Raw genomic sequence first — 20,220 nt, 5'->3', positions numbered from 1 at the left:
GTAGCCTGTCATGAGTTCCTCCTATTTTATATTAGCATCTGTGGCATAAAACCACGTCGCTGAAACGAAACCGTCGATGCGATATATTTATATATATTCGAGCGGACACGCCGAATCTTAAAAAACCGCACAAACATAAGGAGCCCCCCGGTGATAACCCATCTCACAGATTTACAATCGGCCTCGACCGAGCACGCTCGCGGAGGAAACGGCGCCATGATCGGATACGAGCTCGCCGATGCAGCCCAGCTGAAAGGCAAAGCGAAAATGTTCAAGCTGCTCGAACTCGAACCGGGTTCTTCGATCGGGCCGCATTCGCATATCGATGACTTCGAGATCTACTTTATTTTGGACGGTGAAGGTTTCGTCGATGAGGGAAACGGGCCGGTCTCCGTGTCTTGTGGCGACACCATCTACACCGCCGACGGCCAGACGCACTCCATAGCGTGCGCCGGCAGCGAGACACTCCGCTTCATCGCGTGCGTCATCGCCGCGTAGTTTTCGCCTTGACCAATCGAGAGATACCGTAGACTGCCGCCGCCACAACGAGAATGAGCACGACGAGTCCACCGGCCGCAACCCAAGCAAATGCCGAAGGTTTCTCAAACAACGTCACGAGCGTCGTCTTGACGAGCGTGCGCTGTTTTCGTGCGGTATAGTACTTTGACGGAATCGGCTTTGTGCCTCCGGCGCTCACTTTATCCAGATAGTTGACGAACGCTTTCCATTCTTTTATTTCGGCACCGTTTTTATCATGAAGGACCGTACCGTCCAGGTTCTTGACGACGTTGCCGTTTTTATCGCGCGGTGTGAGCCGGATGACGCCCTTGCTTGTATCGTTGACCATCCCCGCCATTTTGATGAGGTAAAGACTGCTCACCACGTTATAGAGTCGGTCGGGTTCGACTCTCGACCAGGTGCCGTCGGCATTTTGCGCCTGCAGATCGATGACGCGATTCATGAGAAGCCGGTTGTCATTGTAGGTATAGCGCAAACCCGAGAAGAACAGTTGCGCCTCGGGCATGATGGTAAACATCGAAACGTCGACATCACAAAACTGGCGCAACTCCGTGCCCGTGAGGTAGACGCTCGTGAGCGGATAGCCCAAGCTTTTGTCGGGGCCGATACCGAGCGAGAGGACATCATAGGCATCGGACACGGTGACGTTTCCTTTATACAGGCTGTCGCGAATCATTCCCGCACCGACCACGCTTATCGCTCCCGGTGCGACCAGTCCCTTCGTTTCGTTGAGGTAGGAATCCGTAATCAGGTTCGCGAGACCGTATTCGCCGAACTTCGTCTGTATGTCGTCGGCATTGTCGAGATTTCTCGGTGCGTAGGCAATCACTTTGTCGCCGGAAAACCCGAGCGTCTTTTCACTCGCCGCGCTCACTCCCGCCTGAAATGGCTTGATCGCCGCGCTCATCGCAGCAGAACCTTGTCCCGACACAGGAACCAACCGATAACTTTTGAGTTTCACCGAGCCGGAGCTTTCCGAAACCGTGAGATCTCCCAGGTAGCGGCCCCGGCTTCCACATGAAACGATGAGGGTGTTGCCCACCTTTATCGGAGCGTTCAAGACCGTATGGGAGTGCCCGCTGATAATCACATCGATTCCGGGGACCGCTTTCGCCAATTCCTCGTCGGGTGAGTTTTTATGATTCACCGTGGTGCCGTTGTGCGAGAGCGCGATGATGACGTCTGCGCCCTGAGCCTTCAGCTTGGCAACCGCCGCTTTCGATGCCTTCGTGATGTCGGAACACGTGGTTCCGCCCATCGTGGCCGAAAAACTGACCGCGCGTTGGCCGATGACGCCGAACACCCCTATCTTCACCCCGTTGCGCGTGATGATTGCCGTCGGTGTCGAACCGTAGTCTTTCATCTCCTGCTTGAGCTGCCGGCTCGCCGAATCGTTGCCGTACACGAGATTCGCCGCCAAAATACGGGGCCCGCGCCCCTTGCTCGCTTTGAGAATACGCGCCAGTCCGTCGGGATAATAGTCGAAATCATGGTTCCCGAACGTCGTGGCGTCATAGCCCATGTCGCCCATGAGCGTGAGATCGGGGCTCATGTCTTGCAGCACGAGATTGTAAAGCGAACCCACCGAAAAATCGCCCGCATCGACCAGCACCGATGTCCCGGTGCGCGTCTTATCGATGGCTGATTCCAGCTGCGCATACCCGCCGACCGTTTTGACGGTGTTTTGCGGAGTCAGTACCTTGTACGGTTGCACCGAGCTATGGAGGTCATGCGTGAACAAAATCTGAACATCGGCGGCAAAGGCCGCACTCGGAATGCAAAGGCAAGAAAGAAGTATTGTCACAAATATCGTGCGTTTACTATGCATCGGTTTTCCTTCATCGACAACGCTCATCGGGTTTGTCCGTTAGGTTGACTTCATTATACGGAAATCTCGAGACTCCGAAATCGCAAAACGAGTAAAATGGGCATAGATGCATCACGCACCGACTGAATTGAAGGTGAGGTCTCCCATGGAATTCCAGAAATCAGCTCAAGAACTCATACGAAAGAGGAAATCTTCTCGTACGTATGAAACGGTTGTCATCGATACAGACACGTGGGCGAAGCTCGAAGACTACGTGAAACTCTCGAACGCTCAGTCATCCGACAAAGCGAGGTTCGTTCTCGTCGACATCGAAGAAATGGCCGAGGGACCGGGCAAGAAGCTCGGCACGTACGGCATGATAGCGGGTGCCCGTTCGTTTATCGTCGGGGTGGTCTCGAAAGAGAACAAGGACGAGCTCGCATTCGGCTACCTTTTTGAGAAAATCATTCTTTTCGCCACCGATTTGGGATTGCAGACATGCTGGCTCGGGGGGAGCTTCAACAGAAAAGACTTCGGCGAGAGCGTGGATTTGCGCGATGACGAGTTGTTGGCGATCGTCTCGCCCGTCGGGATTGCGAAGGAAAAGCTGCGCCTGCCCGAATCGCTCATGCGTAAGGCGATCGGTGCCGATCACAGAAAGCCGTGGGGCGAGTTGTTTTTCGACGGGGACGAGTCGACGCCCCTTACCGAGAAGCGGGCCGGCGCGTATGCGGTTCCTCTCGAAATGGTGAGGCTCGGGCCGTCGGCTTCGAACAAGCAACCGTGGAGAGTCGTATACGAAGGACCCGACGATGCCGGCCACAATGACCGTAACGGCGCCGGTCATAATGATGCCCCCCGTGACGGCGTTTTCCATTTCTATTTGTGTGCAACAAAAGGCTACGGGGCGACCGGTTTCGATATGCAGCTGAACGATATAGGAATCGCAAAGTGCCATTTCGAACTGGCTGCCGAGGAATTGGGATTGCACGGGGCATGGGTCGATGCGACGGGCAAACTTTCTCCAGACGAGTGGCGCTACATCACGACATGGGTGCCGGCTGACGCGGCTGCTGAATAATTACTCTCATGGTTTCACGGAGACTCGGACATATTCCGTCGAGCGTGCCGCGCCTATCTTCTCAACTACGCCCTCGGCTTGTAACTGCTGCAAAATGCGTTCGATGGTTTTCTGGCTCATATCGGGATTATCGTCCATGATTTCTCGTTTTGTCACCGGACCGACCACGCCATCGAAATAAGTTCGAATTCTCTCTTGGTTTGATTGCTTGTCAGACATCGTCTCGACACGTTCGCTGAGCGTCTTGTAGCAAGAATTGACGACGCCCAATAAATAGGTTACAAACGGAACATAATCATTATCCCCACTCTGCCATCCCGCTGAGCTGGATTTGAGCGCTTCGTAATACGTCGCCTTCGTTTTTTCTATTTCATGCTCGATTGAAATATATCGTCCGACAAGATAATCGTTTTTATAAAGGAGTAACAGTGTCAGCAGTCGACTCAGCCTTCCGTTTCCATCGGTGAAAGGATGGATGCTCACAAAGTCGAAAGTGAATAGCGCTGTTATGAGAAGCGGATCATAGAGACCGTCCTTGATTGTCGCATTGTAAATATCGCAGAGCTGCCCGACAGCCTCCGGCGTAATCGCCGCGCTCGTCGGAACGAATCGGGCGACCAGCTCTCCTGTTCCCGACATTTCGGCGATGACGTTATCGCTATCCTTCCAACGACCGGCATAGGCAACATTCAGATATCGGTACAGATCACGATGAAGTTGCAAGATTATCCCGGGGGTTACATCGATATGGAGGAAGTTTTCGTGAACCGTATCGAGTACGAAACGATACCCTGATATCTCACGTTCGTCGCGATTTCTTGGCTCGATTTTCTGCGACATAAGTTCGCGCAGCCTCTTGTCAGACGTGCCGATGCCTTCGATTAGGTTCGACGCCTTGGTACTTTGAATCTTGGCAATCTCACAGAGTTTATCCATGGATTCAGGCACATTCGATAAGTACAGATCTTGTTTTCCCCGATATTCATGTATTCCCGAAATGGCATTCATAATCTCAGGAGTCATAAGAGTGGGGAGTATCTTAGCGTAGTCGAATCTGTTCATAGGGGTATCCTAGTCACTATAGAAATATCTTGGTCGAATTATAGCACTTTGGGTAGATTATGAAATGAATGGCTACGATAAGAAAGGAAAAAACAGTCCCCATCCAAAACGAAAATCATCTACTGGTAGATGTCACTTCGATGGCCGATTTCAAGGACGAGGATGATAAGTTTTTCTTCTCGGATCTCGGTTATGAGACGATAGCCACCAATGCGATAACGCCATTGTCCCGAGCGGTTGGCGCTCAAACCTTTTCCGTGAACTCGTGGATCTTTGCACCCTTCGAGATTCTTCCCGGTCCAAGCGTAGAGCAAACGGGCCGTATCTTTGTCCAGTTTTCGCAACGCCTTTTGAGCTCTCAGCGAGTATTCGACCTTATACATTAAACGAGACCGAGCTCTCGTCCCATCTCTTCATGAGAAATTGTGACGGGATTTTTATCAAATTCCGTCTTGGCTTCGTCGTAAACGGCCAAGTCGTACTCGTCCTCGATTTGCTCGATTACCGCGTTTCTGAGCACTTCCGATATAGTTTGCTTTTTTAATTTCGAATAACTCCTGACGAGATTCATCTCGTCGTCAGACATTCGCACGGTGGTAGTCGCCATGACCGCTCCTCTCTATTGAATACATTGTATTCTAACAAATATGAGCTCGCTTGGCTAGAACTTAAAATGTCCGGAAAGGCCATCGAAAACCCTCAGAGTAGTTGTATCCATCGCACTTTGCTACTGCAAGGCGTTCAGAAACACAACTTTTTACTTTAACTGTTGTCAATAGAGTGTACAATTGCAGTATGAAAACGTCATCTAACATATCGGAGCTACAACTGCTCGCTGCGTCGCAATGGGGTCTGTTCTCATCTGCCCAAGCGCAGAATGCCGGCGTCGGGCGAACGCAACTGTCCCGCATGGTTGCAGATGGAAGAGCAGAGAACCTCACCTCCGGCATCTATCGCTTCACCGCCGGAGAAACCGCTTCTCTTGCAGACATAAAGGCGGCATGGATGTCCATCTTCCCGAAGGAGACCGCCTTCGACCGCTTTAAGAAAGAAACTCCAGATGCGATAGTTGCCGGCAGGACGGCTGCCTATGTTCAACGCATAGGCGATCTATATGCATCCCCTTATACATTCATCATGCAGAAGCGAAAGCAAACTACACGCAACGATATCAAATATCAGCAATGGGAAATCGACGCACAGGACATCAAGATTATAGAGGGACTGCCGGTTACGACCGTGGAGAGAACGATTGCCGACCTCATCCGCCTCAAGGAAGATCCCAGTCTAGTCGATGATATTGTAAGCGATGCGGTGCGTAGGGGTGTGCCCATAGACGCCGAGCGTCTCGCTGAGCTTCTTGCGCCACTTGCTGCGCGCAACGGTTACCCTCGTCACGACGGAGAAACCTTCACGCGTGACCTCATAGAACGGAATGCTGACTATAGTACCGTTGTCGCCAAAGCGCTTGAGTCGGTGAGTGCTCTTTTTGCAACCAACGAGGTTCTGCGGAAATCTATCAGGAAGCTATCGGAAATCGCGACTTCGTCTGTCATCTCTGACGGTCGACGTATCTCGCCTGATACCCGAACCTCAGATTTCAAACGTCCCTGCCCCGATGTATTCAACTGCGCTTGCACGGATAATACCCAACGGTGAACGCCGATATCTATTGATTGATTATGACGCAAGCGTCAAAAATGCGCATTGCGCGATTACGCACCGTCTCGGTAACCGAACCACATTCAACAGATGAAAAACCTCCCCGGTGGAAATGCTTCGGAGAGGTTTTTGCGTAAAAGCTATTCCCACTCTACGTTTACTCTTGAATGAGTGATTAGTTCTATTAAGCCATAGTTTGTTTTGCTTTGTTCTAGTTGATTGCCATTGCCAGTTATTGGTCCTCAAACGGTACTCGTTGAGCCCGACGTGGGGAAGCTCTACGCCAAAAAGTTCATCACGAGCGAGACCATGGTCTCCTTTTCCTCTGGACGCGACTCGGCGATCATGATGGTGACCGCCACGAGAGTGTAGTCATCGAACATCTTTTGCCCATCGCTATAGAGCAGCCCGTTCTTATCAAGGAAGTAGAGAAACAACGCGGCGGCAATGCGTTTGTTGCCATCGCTGAACGAATGGTTCTTCACCACGAAGTAAAGCAGGTTAGCCGCCTTCTCCTGAGCAGAAGGGTAAAGATCCTGCCCGTCGAAGCTCTGGTAAATTGCGCTGATGCTGCTCTCAAAAGAGTCATCTTTTTCATTCCCGAACAATTCGCTTTCTGAAGAGAAGCGCATGCTCTCGATAAGGTTGCGGCATTCCTCGTAAGAAAGGACATACGTCGCCTTGCTGCCCTCCGGACGACCCAGCGACTGATGGTCGTAGTCGTCAAGCAAGTCAAGCGCACCTGTGTAACTTCTGACGATATCAAGGATCTGGCCGGACTCGAGACTACCCGGCAAGCGTTCGATGATCCGAGTAATTTCCGCAAGCTGGGCGAGTCGCTTTTCGTTTTCAGCGTGGCCCTGCATGATGTAGCGGCGCAGCACGTCGGTAGCCCAACGACGAAATTCGATGCCTCGCTTGGACTTCACACGATAGCCGACAGAGATGACGACATCGAGGTTATAATGCTCAACTTGATACGTTTTTCCGTCGGATGCAGTTGTCGCAAATTTTGCGACAACTGCATCCGCACTCCCCGCTAGCTCCTCATTAAGAACGTTATTGACGTGCTTACCGATTGTCTTAATATCACGACCGTATAACTTGGAAATTTGGTCACGGTTGAGCCAGATGTCATCTTTATCAATATCCACGCTTACAGGAAGCGATACTTCGCCATCCTGGGATTGAAACAGAACTAGTTCATTTTTCGACTTCATAAGTCCCGCCTCTCCATGTCGGGTCCACTGAACATTTCCGCTGATGCACAGAATACTCCTTGTGTGGCAGTCACTTCGAAGGGTATTCGCTTTTCACGCAGCGCTTGTTTGAAGAAGATATTCACGGCAGTGATAAAATTCGTGCCCATCTCGTCGAAAAGCGCGTCAGCTTGCTTTTTGAGCGCCTCGTCCATACGAATAGCGATATTTGCGTTAGCCATGAGAATCACTTTCAGCAGCTTTACCCTTGGAGGCGATTCTACACTAAATTCCTTGGTATAGAACCGTATTGCAATGCCGATATCAAACGGGTTTTATTTACTTTAACGTCATATTATGTACTTTCTATTCTTACTCAAAGAATTACAGTCTCGCATCGACGTTCTAATTTCGAATCCGAATTTATGCAACACGAAACCACCGTCAAGTATTTCATCAGGGATAAATTTCATCCCAGATATTTATGCCGGCATCGTCAAAGCGCGGGCCGAAACGCGAGAGGCGCTCAGAGACCTTTCTGCTGGTACATGCCATAGTCGACAAAGCCGAGTCCACGGTAATATTCGCGCGTCCCGACCGCGCTGATCACGTTGATGCGCGCGAAGCCGTCGTTCTTTGCGAGAGAACACGCGCGCTCGATAAGACGCCTTCCCAATCCAAGATGCTGCGCTCCGCCGCCCGTCTTGTGAAGTCCGGCCACTTTACCGTAGACATGCACCTCACGAATCATCGCCTCTCCGGCATGAACCGGCACCTCGCCTTCGTGAACTGCCAGATATTCTCGATCGGGCAGTGAAAGACGTAAGAATCCTGCGATTTTATTCTCAGGCGTCATCCATTGCAGAAAAATCTCGCGGGTATTGCTCGTGGCGTAGGACACTTCGTCGAGAACGAGGTTTTGCACATCGACCTCGCCGAGGCTCACCTCGCGGTAACGGATCTCAGAGATCTCCGCGCCTGACGCTTCGATTCTGGCTTCGACCATCTGACGCATGTTTGCTTTCTTGTTCCCCACCACGATATCGTGCGCCGAGATGTCGCGAATCATCCGTGAGATGCGCATATAGGAAGGCGTGTTGAGCGTGTCGGTAACGAGTACATCGAGCAGCTCGTCTTCGGTATAGGGGCGCCAGGTTCTGTCGTCATAGCGCGCGCAGAGGCCGGTTCCCGCCACGAGCGAGCAGGGGTAGATTTTGATCTCATCGGGGAGGAAGGAGGCCTCGCTCACGAATCGCAGGAAATCGCGTTTGTCTTTCTCGGGGGTGGAGCCGTAGAGATTCACCATGAAGTGTGCGTGTATCTTGAAGCCGAACACGCGGAGGAGCTCGAAAGCCTCCGTGATTCTCTCGACGCTGATGTCGCGGTGGTTCGCGCGAAGGATCGCCTCATCGAGGCTTTGAATCCCCATCTGCACCTTCGTGCAGCCGAAGCGCCGCAGCAGCGTGAGGTTTCGCGCGGTTATGGTGTCCGGTCGCGTTTCGACGACAAGCCCGACGACGCGATGAGGCGCGTTTTCGTTCACGCGTTGCGCCGCCTCGAGTTCAGCGAAATCAGCGGACTGCGTAGCGGATGCGCGCTGCCATGCCTCGTCCTCCATATAGAGCTTTTCGATCGCCTGGTTAAAAGTCGTCTCGCCGTCTCGGATAAGGCCCTGCTGCGCGCAGACACGCGCATCGACCTCCTCGCGCAAACTCGTGAGCCCCATCTTTTGGTATCCGGCCCGCTTGGCCTTGACGTTTTCCTCCCCCTGCGCGCCATCATTCAACGCCCGAAAGAGCTCTGTGATGAACCACGTCTGATACGTGACCGGATAGTCGCTCCACGTACCTCCCAGCACGATAAGCTCGACCTTGCCGGTGAGATGGCCCATCTGTGTGAGCGCACGCAGACGCGACGTCACCTGCAGATACGGGTCGAAATAGTTGCGCTCGGCCCGCTGGCATGCCGGCTCGTCGCAAAGATAGCTCTTCGGCATACGCACATCGTTGGGGCAATAGATGCAGTCGCTTGTGCACTTCCAGGGCTTGGTCATGACCGTGAGGGTCGCAACTCCCGACGCGGTGCGTCGAGGTTTCATCTGGAGCAGCGCGAACAGGCGCCGCTCGGTTGCCGGATCGACCGACCACCTCTCCCAGCGCTCAGGTTCGGTCTCCTTCACCTTGAGATAATACGGCAGCAACCTCTTTTTGGCGTAGTTTTTCTCCTCGGGTGCGCGGAGTTTGTTGTGTCTGTTGATAGTGTATGCGATGGACTGCTCATCAAACGAGCCGCCCGCCTTAAGTTCTTTGATGATTTCGAGTAGAATCAGTTCCATAGGTATTGGATTATATAGCAGAACGGTACACCCTGTCTTGAACTCTGAACTCGCGAAAAAGCTATGCGACATCAACAATCGATTTTACCGGGACAACTGTCAGTCGTTTTCGGCGACACGCGTAAGCCCTTGGACGGGCTGGAAAATCAGCCTCGAAACACTTGAACGGACGGGCTTGCTCGATGCCGAGAAACTCACCGTCTTCGATATGGCGTGCGGCAACCTGCGTTTCGCGTCGTTTCTTGGCGAGGAACTCCCCGACAAGGAACTCACGGTTTTCGCGGTGGACGATTGCGCCACGTTGGTTCCGCAGCGCGCGGACGTATGTTTTCAAAACATCGATGTCGTGGATCTACTCCTTGCCGGCACTGCGGTCAGAGAGCGAATCGACGCGCCGGCGTGCGATCTGTCGGTATGTTTCGGATTCATGCATCATATTCCCGGACAGGACAACCGCAAAAGGTTACTCGAAAGCCTCCTGCAACAAACCCGGAGCGGCGGATACGTGGTCGTCTCGTTCTGGAAATTTTTCGACAACGTGGCGTTGGCGAAAAAAGCCCGGCTCACCCACGCAAAGGCGCTTGATGAGTTGGACTTGGACGACGCGGAGATTTCTGAACTCGATGCCGGGGATTGTTTCTTGGGATGGAAGGACACCGTCGGCTCATATCGCTATTGTCACAGTTTCGCGCCCGCAGAAATCGACGAGCTGCTCGCCTCCGTCGCGGACCGGGCCTCGGTGGTCGACCGCTTCATCGCCGACGGCCGGACGAACGATCTCAACGAGTATGTGATTCTGAAGGCGGATTAAGGGCTGGAGGAGGACGCGGCATCTGACTTACAGGTACCGTATATTTGCTGCTCGCACTTGGCTACTCACATACCCCGTTGCTCGTCTCGCGCCAACTTTTTTGATCGTTGCTTGCAGATGCGCGCTAGGCACCAATGAACGCCCACGTGCACACTATGCATGCCATAAGTTCGCTTGCAATCACATCGATTCCCGTGGTTTAGCATCTCTGAGAACCAATACATTCATAGACTAGCTTATCCCGATCCAGATAAGCATTTTTCTCATGCTTGAAATTTCATACATCGCGCCCCTTGCCAGTAGCGAGCAGGTTCTATGCAAGGCTATTAGAAAAAGGTGTGTTTGAAAAATTGGTAATAAATAACCGAAATCTTGGTAGACATGAACCAAACTTGTGCTATTATATATTCATACAGTTTGGTAATGTTCTACCAAGGAGGTAGTTTTGGAAAATACACAGGGTGCGTATCTTTGGAAGACATTCGATGTTCTCCGAGGAAGCATGGAGCAAAATCAGTACTATATGGCATTTATCGCAGCATGTTACTCAAAGCGTGTCCTAGGTGAAGATATTCGCTCGGGAAATGCCATGTCGCTTCTTGAGAAGCGGATAGCGGACAAGCGAATCCTTCTCTTCATTGTGCGCCACCTATTTGTTTCAATAGATGGCGCGGAACTGGTCGATATCGTAACCTTGCTCAACCTGCTTCCTGACGATGTCTCTGAATTGGACAGCTTGATCCTTGACACGAAACTTGAATCCGAGATGAGCAATTCAAAAACAGGGTTCTGGAGTACGCCGCATTCCCTCACAGACCTAGCAATCAAAATCCTTGATATCAAGCCCAATGATACTGTTGCCGACTTCGGAACTGGAACAGGATCATTTTTGGTAAGAGTCGCCTTTGAAAGGTTAGGCAAGCAGCTATACGGATGCGACATAAATACTGACATGAGCACGATTGCGATGATCAGAGCTGAAGTGCTTGGCGATACTGTCGCGGTGGAGCAGGCTGACATGTTCCATGTCGATGGCGAGTTCGACAAATGTTTTTCGAACTATCCGTTCGCCCTAAGTGGCGCGCGCTTTAAAGAAGAGAAGGCCCTTGAGCTCGAACAGGCCGGGATAGCTAAGATACCTCGGTTTCATTCGGCCGACTGGCTATTCAACATGCAGATTCTCAATAAGATCAAACCCAACGGTAAAGCTATCGGGATTATGACAAGCGGCAGTTCCTTCAATTCAGCAGACGCAAAGATTCGCGAGTATTTCATTGCAAATGGCTGGGTTGAAGCCGTTGTTGCTCTTCCCGCCGGACTGTTCTCTCCAAATACGGGGATATCAACAAATATGATTGTCCTAAGCCGGGGCAACGAGACCATTCGCATGGTGGATGCTACAGAGATTTGTCAGAGGGGACGCAGGGTTTGCTATTTCAGTTCTGCTGACATCGAAAGAATCATCGGTCTTCTCGCCTGCAATAAGAAATCATCTAGTCATCTGGTCTCTTATAAAGAGCTTGCTGCTGAAGGGTTCAACCTGGATCCCACACGCTATACAGCTGAAAGAGTCAAGGTGAAAAATGGAATACCGCTTCTGAGCGTGGCACTGGATGTTACGCGTGGTTCAGGTATAACGAAAAATCAGTTGGAAAAGCTGAATTCAAAGGTGCCTACCGATTACAGGTACCTCATGCTTCAAAACATCGTCGACGGATGCATCGAGCCCGATTTGCCCTACCTAACCAAGATTGATTCGTCTTTGGAGAAATACTGCATCAAAACTGGTGATTTGGTGTTGTCAAAAATTGGCCCGAACTTCAAGGTTGCCGTTGCCAATGTCCTCGATTGCGAGAGCGTGCTTGCGACGGGCAATCTATACATTCTCCGCTTAAATAAAGATAAGATCGATCCTCTTTTTATAAAAGCATATTTGGAGACAGAGGAGGGCATGGCTCAATTGCAAAGGGAGTGCGTCGGCACAACGATGCAGAGCCTCCCCATCAAAGCTCTCTCCGAAATTGAGATTCCTCTTATTGCCATGGAAGAGCAGCGCATGGTTGCTTCTCGCTATAGGTTATTGCAACAGGAAATCGGTGCGCACAAACTTGCAATTGAAAAGGCTAGGTACAAGATGGCCTCGATTTTGGATGAAAGGTAGGAGGATGGCATTGGAACGATTATCTATGGAGGAAATCGAAGAGCTCCGTGAAGCCATGATGGAGCATATGAATGAAAAGTTAGCATCGGCCCTTGTCATTCTAAACCAATCCGGCCAGCTTGATGAGCTTTTGAGGCTTCTTGATATGGGTAATCTTACCGACGCTGAAGAGCCGCTTCGAACCTACGCTAAAGGGCGAATCGTGGTTATTGGTGATACGGCAACAAAGCCGAAGGATTTGATTGGCATTGCCAAGGATCTCGGCATCGACAAGCGCCGTATTGAGTTTATTGGCTTTGACGAGTCTCACCGATTTGACTACCGCTCCCTCGAGTACAACCCGCTTGTCTGTGCAGTCTTGTTTGGTGCGGTCCCCCACAAAACGAAGGGCACAAACGAGTCCTCTAGTGTAATTGCCTATATGGAGGCTCGCAGAGATCGGTATCCAATGGTGCTTCGCTTGACGGCCGGGGAATGCTTGAAGATTACAAAGACGAATTTCAAGCATGCGATTGAAAATTTGATTGAAACCGGCCTCTTGGCGGCGTATCAGCAGGCCTAGGAAAATGTCCGATGTGTCAGGTATCATTCGTATCGCAGAATTAATGCACATAATGCCGGGCATATGTCAAAACAAAGTTTGCTGATCTTGCCGCAAGCAGTGCGACCAGATGTTTTAAGGAAGTGAAAGGTGTGTAGGATTATATGAGCAATAAGAGACAAATATCGAAATCAGTTGAATGCATGTTATGGGGGCAAGCCGCCGGTCGTTGTGAGGTTTGTGGGCGGGAGCTATACAAAGATTCCGCTTATGGATTAAGTGGAAACTATGCTGAAAAAGCGCACATCATTGCCGTCTCTGACAACGGTCCACGACGCCTTGCAGACTTACGAGATGAAGAGATAAACGACGCAAACAACCTCATGCTTTTATGTGCTGAACACCATAAAATGATTGATGACAAAGAAGATCATTACCTGGTAGACCATCTCCTTGGGGTTAAGGCGGATCATGAAGAGCGTGTTCGCTACCTGATGAGCATCCCGCGCGAAAACGAAACGCAGATGGTTACATATTTTTCAAATATTGACATGGAAATTTCACATCATGATGCAAATCTATATAAACAAGCAGTAGTGAATGATTCAAAACTGCCAAAATTTAATGAGCCGATTAGCCTTGGAGCAACGGGCCCCCAGCAAAATATGGATGCAGCATATATCAACCAACAGGTAGTGAGCCTGGAATTGGCTTTCAAGCAAAAGGCGCAGCCAGTCCTGGAGCGAGGCGTAGGAGTTTCCCTCTTTGCTCTGGCCCCACAACCTCTCTTAATCAAACTCGGCACGCTACTAAGTGACCAATATGATTCCCATCCTTATCAGTGCCATAGGACAGGTGAGAAGTGGGCATGGAAAAGAACTAGCCGTGAAGTTGATTATCGAATAAACCGACCGCATCAACCCAATACGACATCAAAGAACATTGCATTAATTCTCTCATTAAGCGCAAGCATTAGCCACGAGAGAGTAACTGCAATACTACCAAAAACTGAAACTCCTATATACGAAATAAGCATCGCGGAGCCTAACTTCGATTTTGTCGAATCAGAAGCTATTGCCGATGCATTTATAAAAACAACCCGTAGCATAATGGATGAAATTCGCAACATGTTTCCGCTTTGTGAAGCCATCCTTCTTTTTCCTGCAATGCCCAATTCATTGGCCGTACGTTTTGGGATGAATTACATGTTTACGAGTGATTTGCCAGTTGTGATATTTAATGAACATAACGGAGTGTTTGAAGAGACGATTTCAATTGGAGAAAATAATGGGGAATAAGGAAGCTCAGCTCAGTCTGATATTTAATGCTATTGCCGATGAGATTAATATCTCTGACACTATGACCACAAAGGCGATAGAGAGCTACAAAGCCGTTGGCACGTTTTTGGGAAACAATATTTTCGATAGCAATGTAAGGATAATACCCCAGGGATCGTTTAATCTAGGGACGGTTATTCGCCCATTGAGCGATGAAGATAGCGATTATGACATCGACTTGGTCTGTCTATTGGGAGACGCAACCGCATGGGATGAGGGCAGAATAAAAAATACAATTGGAACTCCTTTGGAGAACAGCGATCGCTACGGTCCAAGCATGGAGTCTGAAGGTAAGCGATGCTGGACCCTGAACTATAGTGGCTTCCATATAGATATTCTCCCCTGCTCACCAAGATATGATCGGTACACAAATGACAAGACCAGCATCCGTTTGACGCACAGACGGGCACCAGGCATTTATGAATCAAGGTATAGCAACCCCCATCTCTATGGGTTATGGTTCGAAAAACGCATGACGATTAGCCTTATGGAAGCTCGTCAAAAATATGCAGCAAGAAATGCTGTGGAGATTGAGACCGTACAAACGTATAACGTGCGTACGCCTTTGCAAAAAGCAGTTCAGTTACTGAAGCGTCATAGGGATATTATGTTTGCTGAGGATGGTTCTGACGCACCAATATCAATAATTATTACGACATTGGCGGGGATGGGCTATAACGGGAACGGTAATCTTTATGAGACCCTGAAGGAAATCCTTTCCACTATGGATTCAGCTGTAAGGATTGATTCAAGCGGGCTTTATCATATTGAAAACCCCGTCGAGAAAAGTGAAAACTTCGCTGATAAATGGAACGAAGAGCGAAGCAAAGCAGAGGGCTTTTATCGATGGTTGCGAAAAGCCCAAAAGGACATTATTAATAACCCTGAAAGCACATTCGGTCTTGATCTGATTGCCGAAGGAATGAAGCCTGCGTTCGGCGAGACGGTGGTAATCAGAGCTTATAATGCTGTTGGCGACAAGATGCATACGCTTAGCGAATCAGGAAAACTCGGTGTTCTTGGTTCTGCTGGTGGGCTTCTCGAGGCCAGTCGCGCCGCAATTGCAAAGCCAGTGAAGAAGCATACTTTTTATGGGGAGTAGGAGCTTTCAATATCAAGCGCCAATACCTTTGGCTAAGCAGCTAGCCGCCTTAAAAGCAAGCTATCCTGAAGCCAAAGGTGTTATCAAAAAACGAAACCTTTTTTGGGACGGAAAACTAAGCCCTACACCACTATCACGCGAGTATTGCGTTCATATTAAATACTCGCTTGAGCAAGGTTTGGAGACGTGGGTCATTGGGGATAGTCTACAACGACTCGATGATCCTGATTTTCCGCATCATTATGAAATTTGCGAGAAAGAGAAGATGGTCAAAATATGTCTATATCTGCCCGGCACCGGTGAATGGAGCAGAAACAAGGTCATCGCCAATACGATAGTCCCTTGGGCAATCGAGTGGCTATTCTTCTATGAGATTTGGCTGTCTACAGGAGAATGGCGGGGCGGTGGACAACACCCGGCGCCCGGCAAGCGTAAGGAAATTGAGCAAAACAGGGAACCTAGGGCATTTGGCTATTAGCTTGATGGCTCCATCCGAAAGTTTTCGTACCCTTGCACTGGCAAAGACTCACGATGAGTATTCAGAGTCCACAAGATAGCATGAAGCCGTCATCTAGTGGAGGTTCTGTAGAAGCCAGAACAATATTCAAACAAAATTATACAGATGAAAAACCTCCCCGATTAGAATGCTTCGGAGAGGTTTTTTAGCATAAATTTATTCCCACTCAATCCAGTTAAACTATGCAGACATTTTTCAGGTTGTCTTTCGTGCTGAACAGTATCGATATTATCATTATTTTCAGAGCGAAACTTCACCCGCCAATCCGCGTAGTACGTTTTTAGTACACAAAACTGCAACCGTTCGTCTTAGGTGGGTGCTATGCACACGTCTCAATTCTTATGCTGGTCCTCCGGTCGCAGAAGTCAATATTTTTTTGATGACGATAAAGCGGATCTTTAAGCAGAATGCGAAGTGTCTAAAAGCAAAAGCAGGAACGCACTTCGCCTATAATTGAACTATCCAATGCAGAATAATCGACCCGAAGGGGCCCTCGTGACATTACTCCTAAATTCAAAAGATGTGCATGTTGAGTTTCCTACGCGCCTGGTACTTAATCAGGTTACGCTCGGCATAAATTCTGGCGACCGCATCGGGATCGTTGGCAAAAACGGTGACGGTAAATCCACTCTATTGTCTGTACTTGCAGGAAATTTGACTCCCACTCAAGGTGAAGTAGCACGCCAAAGTAAGGTCACCGTTGGAGTTCTCGGGCAAAGCGATGAGCTCGACGAAAGCGCGACTGTAGCGTATGCACTCGTTGGTGACGCCCCTGAATACACCTGGGCAAGTAATCGAACTACCCGCGAGATTGTTGAAGCGCTGATTGGCGACATCGACATGAGTACGCGAATTGCTGAACTCTCTGGCGGTCAGCGCCGTCGTCTTGGCCTCGCTCAACTTCTCATTGGATACTGGGATGTGCTGATGCTCGATGAGCCCACGAACCATCTCGATGTGCATACTATTGCCTGGCTTGCCAAGCATTTACGGGAGCGCTGGTCAAAAAATACGGGAGCACTTTTGGTTATCTCTCATGATCGCTGGTTTTTAGATGAGGTTTGCGATTCAATGTGGGAAGTCCACGACGGCCAAGTTGATGCATTTGAAGGTGGGTATTCGGCCTACATCTTACAGCGCGTTGAGCGTGACCGAGTTGCCGTCGTGACTGAGCAGAGACGGCGAAATTTGGCACGTAAAGAGTTAGCGTGGCTCTCACGTGGACCGCAAGCACGCTCAACTAAACCAAAATTTAGAGTTGCTTCAGCTTGGGAACTCATCGAAAATGAACCACTTGCACGCAATAAGCTTGTACTCAAACGCATGGCAATGAAGCGCCTTGGCAAAAAAATTATTGATATTACTGATGTGAGCGCAGGATATGGCAATGAAGCGCTGATTGAGGATTTGACTTGGCTCATTGGTCCGGGCGATAGATTTGGAATCTTAGGTGTAAACGGGTCGGGTAAGACTTCACTCCTTAAGCTGCTTGAAGGAACACTCGCACCACTATCAGGTGAAATTAAGATTGGCAAAACAGCAAAAATGGCAACCCTCTCTCAGCAACTCGATGAACTTGTTGAGTTTGAGGACATGCGCATTCACGAAATTCTTGCGACCTTCAAGTCGAGCTACATGGTTGAAGGTAAGAGCCTCTCACCTGCACAATTATTGGAGCGCCTTGGCTTTGAAAGCACCCATCTTAACGCCCGGGCTTCGGATTTGTCTGGAGGGCAAAAACGACAACTTAGCCTTTTAATGGCGCTCATGAAAGAGCCCAATGTTTTGATTTTGGATGAGCCAGGCAATGACCTGGATACTGATACGCTCGCAGCTCTTGAGGACTTGCTTGACTCATGGCCGGGAACTCTCATTATCGTTAGCCACGATCGGTACTTGATGGAGAGAGTAACCGACCAGCAGTTTGCTTTAATTGGCGGACAGTTGCGACATGTCCCGGGTGGTGTTGATGAGTACCTAAAGCTGATTGCTAAGAGTGAGGCAACAAGCGAGGGAGAATCAATCGAAAGGAAGCGGAACACATCCTCGGACGTCGTTGCTAAAGAAGCAGCCAAATCATCGGGCTCGCCAAAGCATCTTTCAGGGGGACAATTCTATGAAATGCGTAAACAACTTGCTTCGGTTGAGCGCAAACTCGAAACGCTCAATAGACAACTAGAGGAACATAAGGCGAAAGCATCAGAGGTGAACTCCACAGATTACCAAGCGCTCATTGACCATCAGGATGCACAAACAGAACTCGAGTCACAAATATCCGAGCTCGAGATTCAATGGATAGAGTTGAGCGAGGCACTGGGCTAGTCGCTCCAACTTGGATGCTCAGATGCATTGAGTGTCATTTTCACAAAAAGGAGTGAGTTTTCTTTCTGAAGCGTTCGCAGACGTCTCTCCAAATTAGTGCTATGTTATTCTCACTCAATATCACAAAATGAGTCCCTGTTGAGCATAAGCGAGTGCATTTGCTCTTTCGTTGATGCAGCAAGTGCAAATTCATGCTGAAGTGGTCCCCATTTGGTACTCATCCCTATTCTTCGCAATCTTGGATACGTGATCCCTGTTCAGTATGAACTCGAAAATGGCATGTAGAGCTAAACTTTGTGTCAACCGTGGGTTGACCTCTCCATCTATCAATTAGATTAGGCGCCAACAAAAGTCTGACCATTCCACTATGCAGCAGGCGCTCCAAAAGATACATCTGCGTCATAGAAGCACCTCCGTATATCTGTGAAGTTCATCACCTACACCAAGCACCTTGGCGTAGGTGCTCAGCTTGCCGATGTCTTTGTTCTTACGTCTGAAATACCCATCCATCGCTCCGGCAAACAACTGGATATCGATGCCGTCTTTTCGTCGTGCGATCAGAAGGTCGCAGATGCAGCGCTCTGCATCGTAGGCTTTCACCATGATGCCGGACATGCTGCGTACCTCGGTGATACCCAAAGGGTAGGCGGTCTTGTTTGCGCGATAGATGATAAGGTCGGGGTTATTGGTTGCCAAACTCGTAGTGTTGTATTCACGCGGGACCGTAACTTCCAAGTGGAAGGGCAGGCGATCGGAGAGCCCTTGCAGATACAGGGCGCTTCCATGGGAGAACACGCATCGGTTCCATCGAAGATGAACGCGCGCGAAGTCATCGAGAATGGTTCCGGCGGTTACGTACACACCGCGGGTTTCTCGCTCGATGGTGCCGTTATTCTCAAGAGCGGCAATGAGCCCGGCGCTGAACCCGGCATCAAGCAGATCTGTCGAGCGCGTAACACCGCCACGCCCTTCCATGAACAGCAATAGTTCCTGAGTCTTGGTCATGAACACCTCCAACATAGAAAAATACGCTGCAATAATACCATAAATGCAGCATACATTTCTATATACACCGTTAAACTCGCTACATCCACCGAAATATCGCGCGGGACAACTAGGCGAAGAGGGCTAGGGTTCGCTGCCACGAAACCCCATGAACTCGGGTGCCAGCAGCTCGACCAAAGCCGCAGAATGCCGGTCTGCGGGACATCCGGTGGCTGATGCGGTGTCACACCGATGCTCTTTGCTTCGGCGGTAGTTATGAGGCCGAAGTTGTCAGCGGCAATTTCGTATATGTCATCGTACTTTGTCATGGCAAAAATATAACGAAAACGTCATTCTTTTGCCATGACAAAGTACTAAGAAGGGACAAAACCGCGATGGGCCGAGCATATGTGCGCTCGTCGCCCATGACTCCCACTGACCGGATGTCGGGCAGCACCGCGAAGTACTGCCACACGCTGCGACCACCGAACTGTCCACGCCGCAGGTTCCAGCGCGAGCTCGGCGTTGAGTTCCAGACAGATCTCATTTCTGTATTTGCATTAATAACATGTTGTTTATATACTGTTTGTAACAGCAATTGTAACTGAGAGGAATGAAATGACACGAAGCATACCGTTCGGAATGAGTGGAATTCTTTCCGAACTTGAGCTTAATCGGCCCGAGCTCATAACAATTGGTGACCTCGAAGAGCTAGTTGCAAGTGAGGGTATAGCCTCGCCTACTCGCATTGTTGCTGCCCGGTTGCGCGAACATGGATGG

At 49.9% G+C, this 20,220-nt stretch carries 18 protein-coding genes and 1 pseudogene; 10 read left to right on the top strand and 9 right to left on the bottom strand.

Translation table 11 applies throughout. The features are described 5' to 3' along the window. Positions 1–150 precede the first annotated feature (150 nt). The gene (locus JJE36_02940) at positions 151–498 is read left to right on the top strand and encodes a cupin domain-containing protein (GenBank protein MBK5211257.1); all 348 of its coding nucleotides are present in this window, start codon (positions 151–153) and stop codon (positions 496–498) included. Here the strand turns inward: JJE36_02940 and JJE36_02935 are convergent. Then, positions 485–2,347, bottom strand: a complete 1,863-nt coding sequence (locus JJE36_02935; protein ID MBK5211256.1) for a bifunctional metallophosphatase/5'-nucleotidase — start codon at positions 2,345–2,347, stop codon at positions 485–487. The two genes, JJE36_02940 and JJE36_02935, sit on opposite strands and share 14 nt — an antisense overlap. A 145-nt stretch (positions 2,348–2,492) precedes the next feature. Here JJE36_02935 and JJE36_02930 point away from each other — a divergent pair, with 145 nt between their 5' ends. Further along, on the top strand, positions 2,493–3,407 hold the full coding sequence (locus JJE36_02930; protein MBK5211255.1) for a nitroreductase: 915 nt from the start codon (positions 2,493–2,495) through the stop codon (positions 3,405–3,407). A gap of 6 nt (positions 3,408–3,413) precedes the next feature. Here JJE36_02930 and JJE36_02925 read toward each other — a convergent pair whose 3' ends face one another. The 3 genes from JJE36_02925 to JJE36_02915 form a co-directional block, all read right to left on the bottom strand. Then, on the bottom strand, positions 3,414–4,469 hold the full coding sequence (locus tag JJE36_02925) for a Fic family protein (GenBank protein ID MBK5211254.1): 1,056 nt from the start codon (positions 4,467–4,469) through the stop codon (positions 3,414–3,416). A 119-nt stretch (positions 4,470–4,588) separates the two neighbouring features. Then, positions 4,589–4,852 (bottom strand): type II toxin-antitoxin system RelE/ParE family toxin, encoded by a 264-nt coding sequence (locus tag JJE36_02920; protein ID MBK5211253.1) that lies wholly within the window; start codon positions 4,850–4,852, stop codon positions 4,589–4,591. Next, a complete protein-coding gene (locus JJE36_02915; protein ID MBK5211252.1) occupies positions 4,852–5,076 on the bottom strand; it encodes a CopG family transcriptional regulator in 225 nt (74 codons plus the stop codon). The genes JJE36_02920 and JJE36_02915 overlap by 1 nt, the downstream gene beginning before the upstream one ends. Before the next feature lie 188 nt (positions 5,077–5,264). Here JJE36_02915 and JJE36_02910 point away from each other — a divergent pair, with 188 nt between their 5' ends. After that, positions 5,265–6,128: a type IV toxin-antitoxin system AbiEi family antitoxin domain-containing protein gene (locus tag JJE36_02910; GenBank protein ID MBK5211251.1), complete on the top strand. Its 864-nt coding sequence runs from the start codon at positions 5,265–5,267 to the stop codon at positions 6,126–6,128. A gap of 281 nt (positions 6,129–6,409) precedes the next feature. Here JJE36_02910 and JJE36_02905 read toward each other — a convergent pair whose 3' ends face one another. The 3 genes from JJE36_02905 to JJE36_02895 all read right to left on the bottom strand — a co-directional run bounded on the left by JJE36_02905 (position 6,410) and on the right by JJE36_02895 (position 9,665). Further along, complete coding sequence (locus JJE36_02905; GenBank protein ID MBK5211250.1) at positions 6,410–7,351, bottom strand: virulence protein RhuM/Fic/DOC family protein; 942 nt, start codon at positions 7,349–7,351, stop codon at positions 6,410–6,412. Then, positions 7,348–7,572, bottom strand: a complete 225-nt coding sequence (locus JJE36_02900; GenBank protein MBK5211249.1) for a type II toxin-antitoxin system RelB/DinJ family antitoxin — start codon at positions 7,570–7,572, stop codon at positions 7,348–7,350. The genes JJE36_02905 and JJE36_02900 overlap by 4 nt, the downstream gene beginning before the upstream one ends. 284 nt (positions 7,573–7,856) lie before the next feature. Continuing rightward, the gene (locus tag JJE36_02895) at positions 7,857–9,665 is read right to left on the bottom strand and encodes a tRNA uridine(34) 5-carboxymethylaminomethyl modification radical SAM/GNAT enzyme Elp3 (protein MBK5211248.1); all 1,809 of its coding nucleotides are present in this window, start codon (positions 9,663–9,665) and stop codon (positions 7,857–7,859) included. A gap of 37 nt (positions 9,666–9,702) precedes the next feature. Between JJE36_02895 and JJE36_02890 the strand changes: the two genes are divergently transcribed. The 7 genes from JJE36_02890 (at position 9,703) to JJE36_02860 (ending at position 18,456) form a co-directional block, all read left to right on the top strand. Then, on the top strand, positions 9,703–10,476 hold the full coding sequence (locus tag JJE36_02890; protein ID MBK5211247.1) for a class I SAM-dependent methyltransferase: 774 nt from the start codon (positions 9,703–9,705) through the stop codon (positions 10,474–10,476). Between the two features lie 445 nt (positions 10,477–10,921). Next, positions 10,922–12,637, top strand: coding sequence for an N-6 DNA methylase (locus JJE36_02885; GenBank protein MBK5211246.1), 1,716 nt, complete (start codon positions 10,922–10,924; stop codon positions 12,635–12,637). A gap of 4 nt (positions 12,638–12,641) precedes the next feature. Next, complete coding sequence (locus JJE36_02880) at positions 12,642–13,199, top strand: hypothetical protein (protein MBK5211245.1); 558 nt, start codon at positions 12,642–12,644, stop codon at positions 13,197–13,199. Positions 13,200–13,342: 143 nt separating this feature from the next. Continuing rightward, a complete protein-coding gene (locus JJE36_02875; GenBank protein MBK5211244.1) occupies positions 13,343–14,476 on the top strand; it encodes an SAVED domain-containing protein in 1,134 nt (377 codons plus the stop codon). Beyond that, complete coding sequence (locus tag JJE36_02870; protein MBK5211243.1) at positions 14,466–15,617, top strand: nucleotidyltransferase; 1,152 nt, start codon at positions 14,466–14,468, stop codon at positions 15,615–15,617. The genes JJE36_02875 and JJE36_02870 overlap by 11 nt, the downstream gene beginning before the upstream one ends. Positions 15,618–15,645: 28 nt before the next feature. Then, entirely contained in the window at positions 15,646–16,095 is a 450-nt protein-coding gene (locus JJE36_02865; protein ID MBK5211242.1) for a hypothetical protein, read from the top strand. A 534-nt stretch (positions 16,096–16,629) separates the two neighbouring features. Continuing rightward, on the top strand, positions 16,630–18,456 hold the full coding sequence (locus JJE36_02860) for an ABC-F family ATP-binding cassette domain-containing protein (GenBank protein ID MBK5211241.1): 1,827 nt from the start codon (positions 16,630–16,632) through the stop codon (positions 18,454–18,456). A gap of 399 nt (positions 18,457–18,855) precedes the next feature. On the opposite strand, the gene JJE36_02855 is transcribed toward JJE36_02860, so the two are convergent. Together JJE36_02855 and JJE36_02850 are read right to left on the bottom strand one after the other, a co-directional pair. Then, complete coding sequence (locus JJE36_02855) at positions 18,856–19,461, bottom strand: type IV toxin-antitoxin system AbiEi family antitoxin domain-containing protein (GenBank protein ID MBK5211240.1); 606 nt, start codon at positions 19,459–19,461, stop codon at positions 18,856–18,858. A 304-nt stretch (positions 19,462–19,765) separates the two neighbouring features. Then, a pseudogene (locus tag JJE36_02850) lies at positions 19,766–19,918 on the bottom strand (hypothetical protein). Positions 19,919–20,220 lie beyond the last annotated feature (302 nt).

The sequence above is a fragment of the Coriobacteriia bacterium genome (assembly GCA_016649875.1).
GTDB lineage: Bacteria > Actinomycetota > Coriobacteriia > WRKU01 > JAENWW01 > JAENWW01.
The sequence above is the reverse complement of the archived record's forward strand: the minus strand, read 5'-3'. Positions and strand labels throughout refer to the sequence as shown.

What these genes read in the sequence shown, in the direction of transcription:
- JJE36_02935 (MBK5211256.1), bottom strand. Translation starts at nt 2,347, where the DNA reads ATGCATAGTAAACGCACGATATTTGTGACAATACTTCTTTCTTGCCTT.
- JJE36_02930 (MBK5211255.1), top strand. Translation starts at nt 2,493, where the DNA reads ATGGAATTCCAGAAATCAGCTCAAGAACTCATACGAAAGAGGAAATCT.
- JJE36_02925 (MBK5211254.1), bottom strand. Translation starts at nt 4,469, where the DNA reads ATGAACAGATTCGACTACGCTAAGATACTCCCCACTCTTATGACTCCT.
- JJE36_02920 (MBK5211253.1), bottom strand. Translation starts at nt 4,852, where the DNA reads ATGTATAAGGTCGAATACTCGCTGAGAGCTCAAAAGGCGTTGCGAAAA.
- JJE36_02915 (MBK5211252.1), bottom strand. Translation starts at nt 5,076, where the DNA reads ATGGCGACTACCACCGTGCGAATGTCTGACGACGAGATGAATCTCGTC.
- JJE36_02910 (MBK5211251.1), top strand. Translation starts at nt 5,265, where the DNA reads ATGAAAACGTCATCTAACATATCGGAGCTACAACTGCTCGCTGCGTCG.
- JJE36_02905 (MBK5211250.1), bottom strand. Translation starts at nt 7,351, where the DNA reads ATGAAGTCGAAAAATGAACTAGTTCTGTTTCAATCCCAGGATGGCGAA.
- JJE36_02900 (MBK5211249.1), bottom strand. Translation starts at nt 7,572, where the DNA reads ATGGCTAACGCAAATATCGCTATTCGTATGGACGAGGCGCTCAAAAAG.
- JJE36_02895 (MBK5211248.1), bottom strand. Translation starts at nt 9,665, where the DNA reads ATGGAACTGATTCTACTCGAAATCATCAAAGAACTTAAGGCGGGCGGC.
- JJE36_02880 (MBK5211245.1), top strand. Translation starts at nt 12,642, where the DNA reads ATGGCATTGGAACGATTATCTATGGAGGAAATCGAAGAGCTCCGTGAA.
- JJE36_02875 (MBK5211244.1), top strand. Translation starts at nt 13,343, where the DNA reads ATGAGCAATAAGAGACAAATATCGAAATCAGTTGAATGCATGTTATGG.
- JJE36_02870 (MBK5211243.1), top strand. Translation starts at nt 14,466, where the DNA reads ATGGGGAATAAGGAAGCTCAGCTCAGTCTGATATTTAATGCTATTGCC.
- JJE36_02855 (MBK5211240.1), bottom strand. Translation starts at nt 19,461, where the DNA reads ATGACCAAGACTCAGGAACTATTGCTGTTCATGGAAGGGCGTGGCGGT.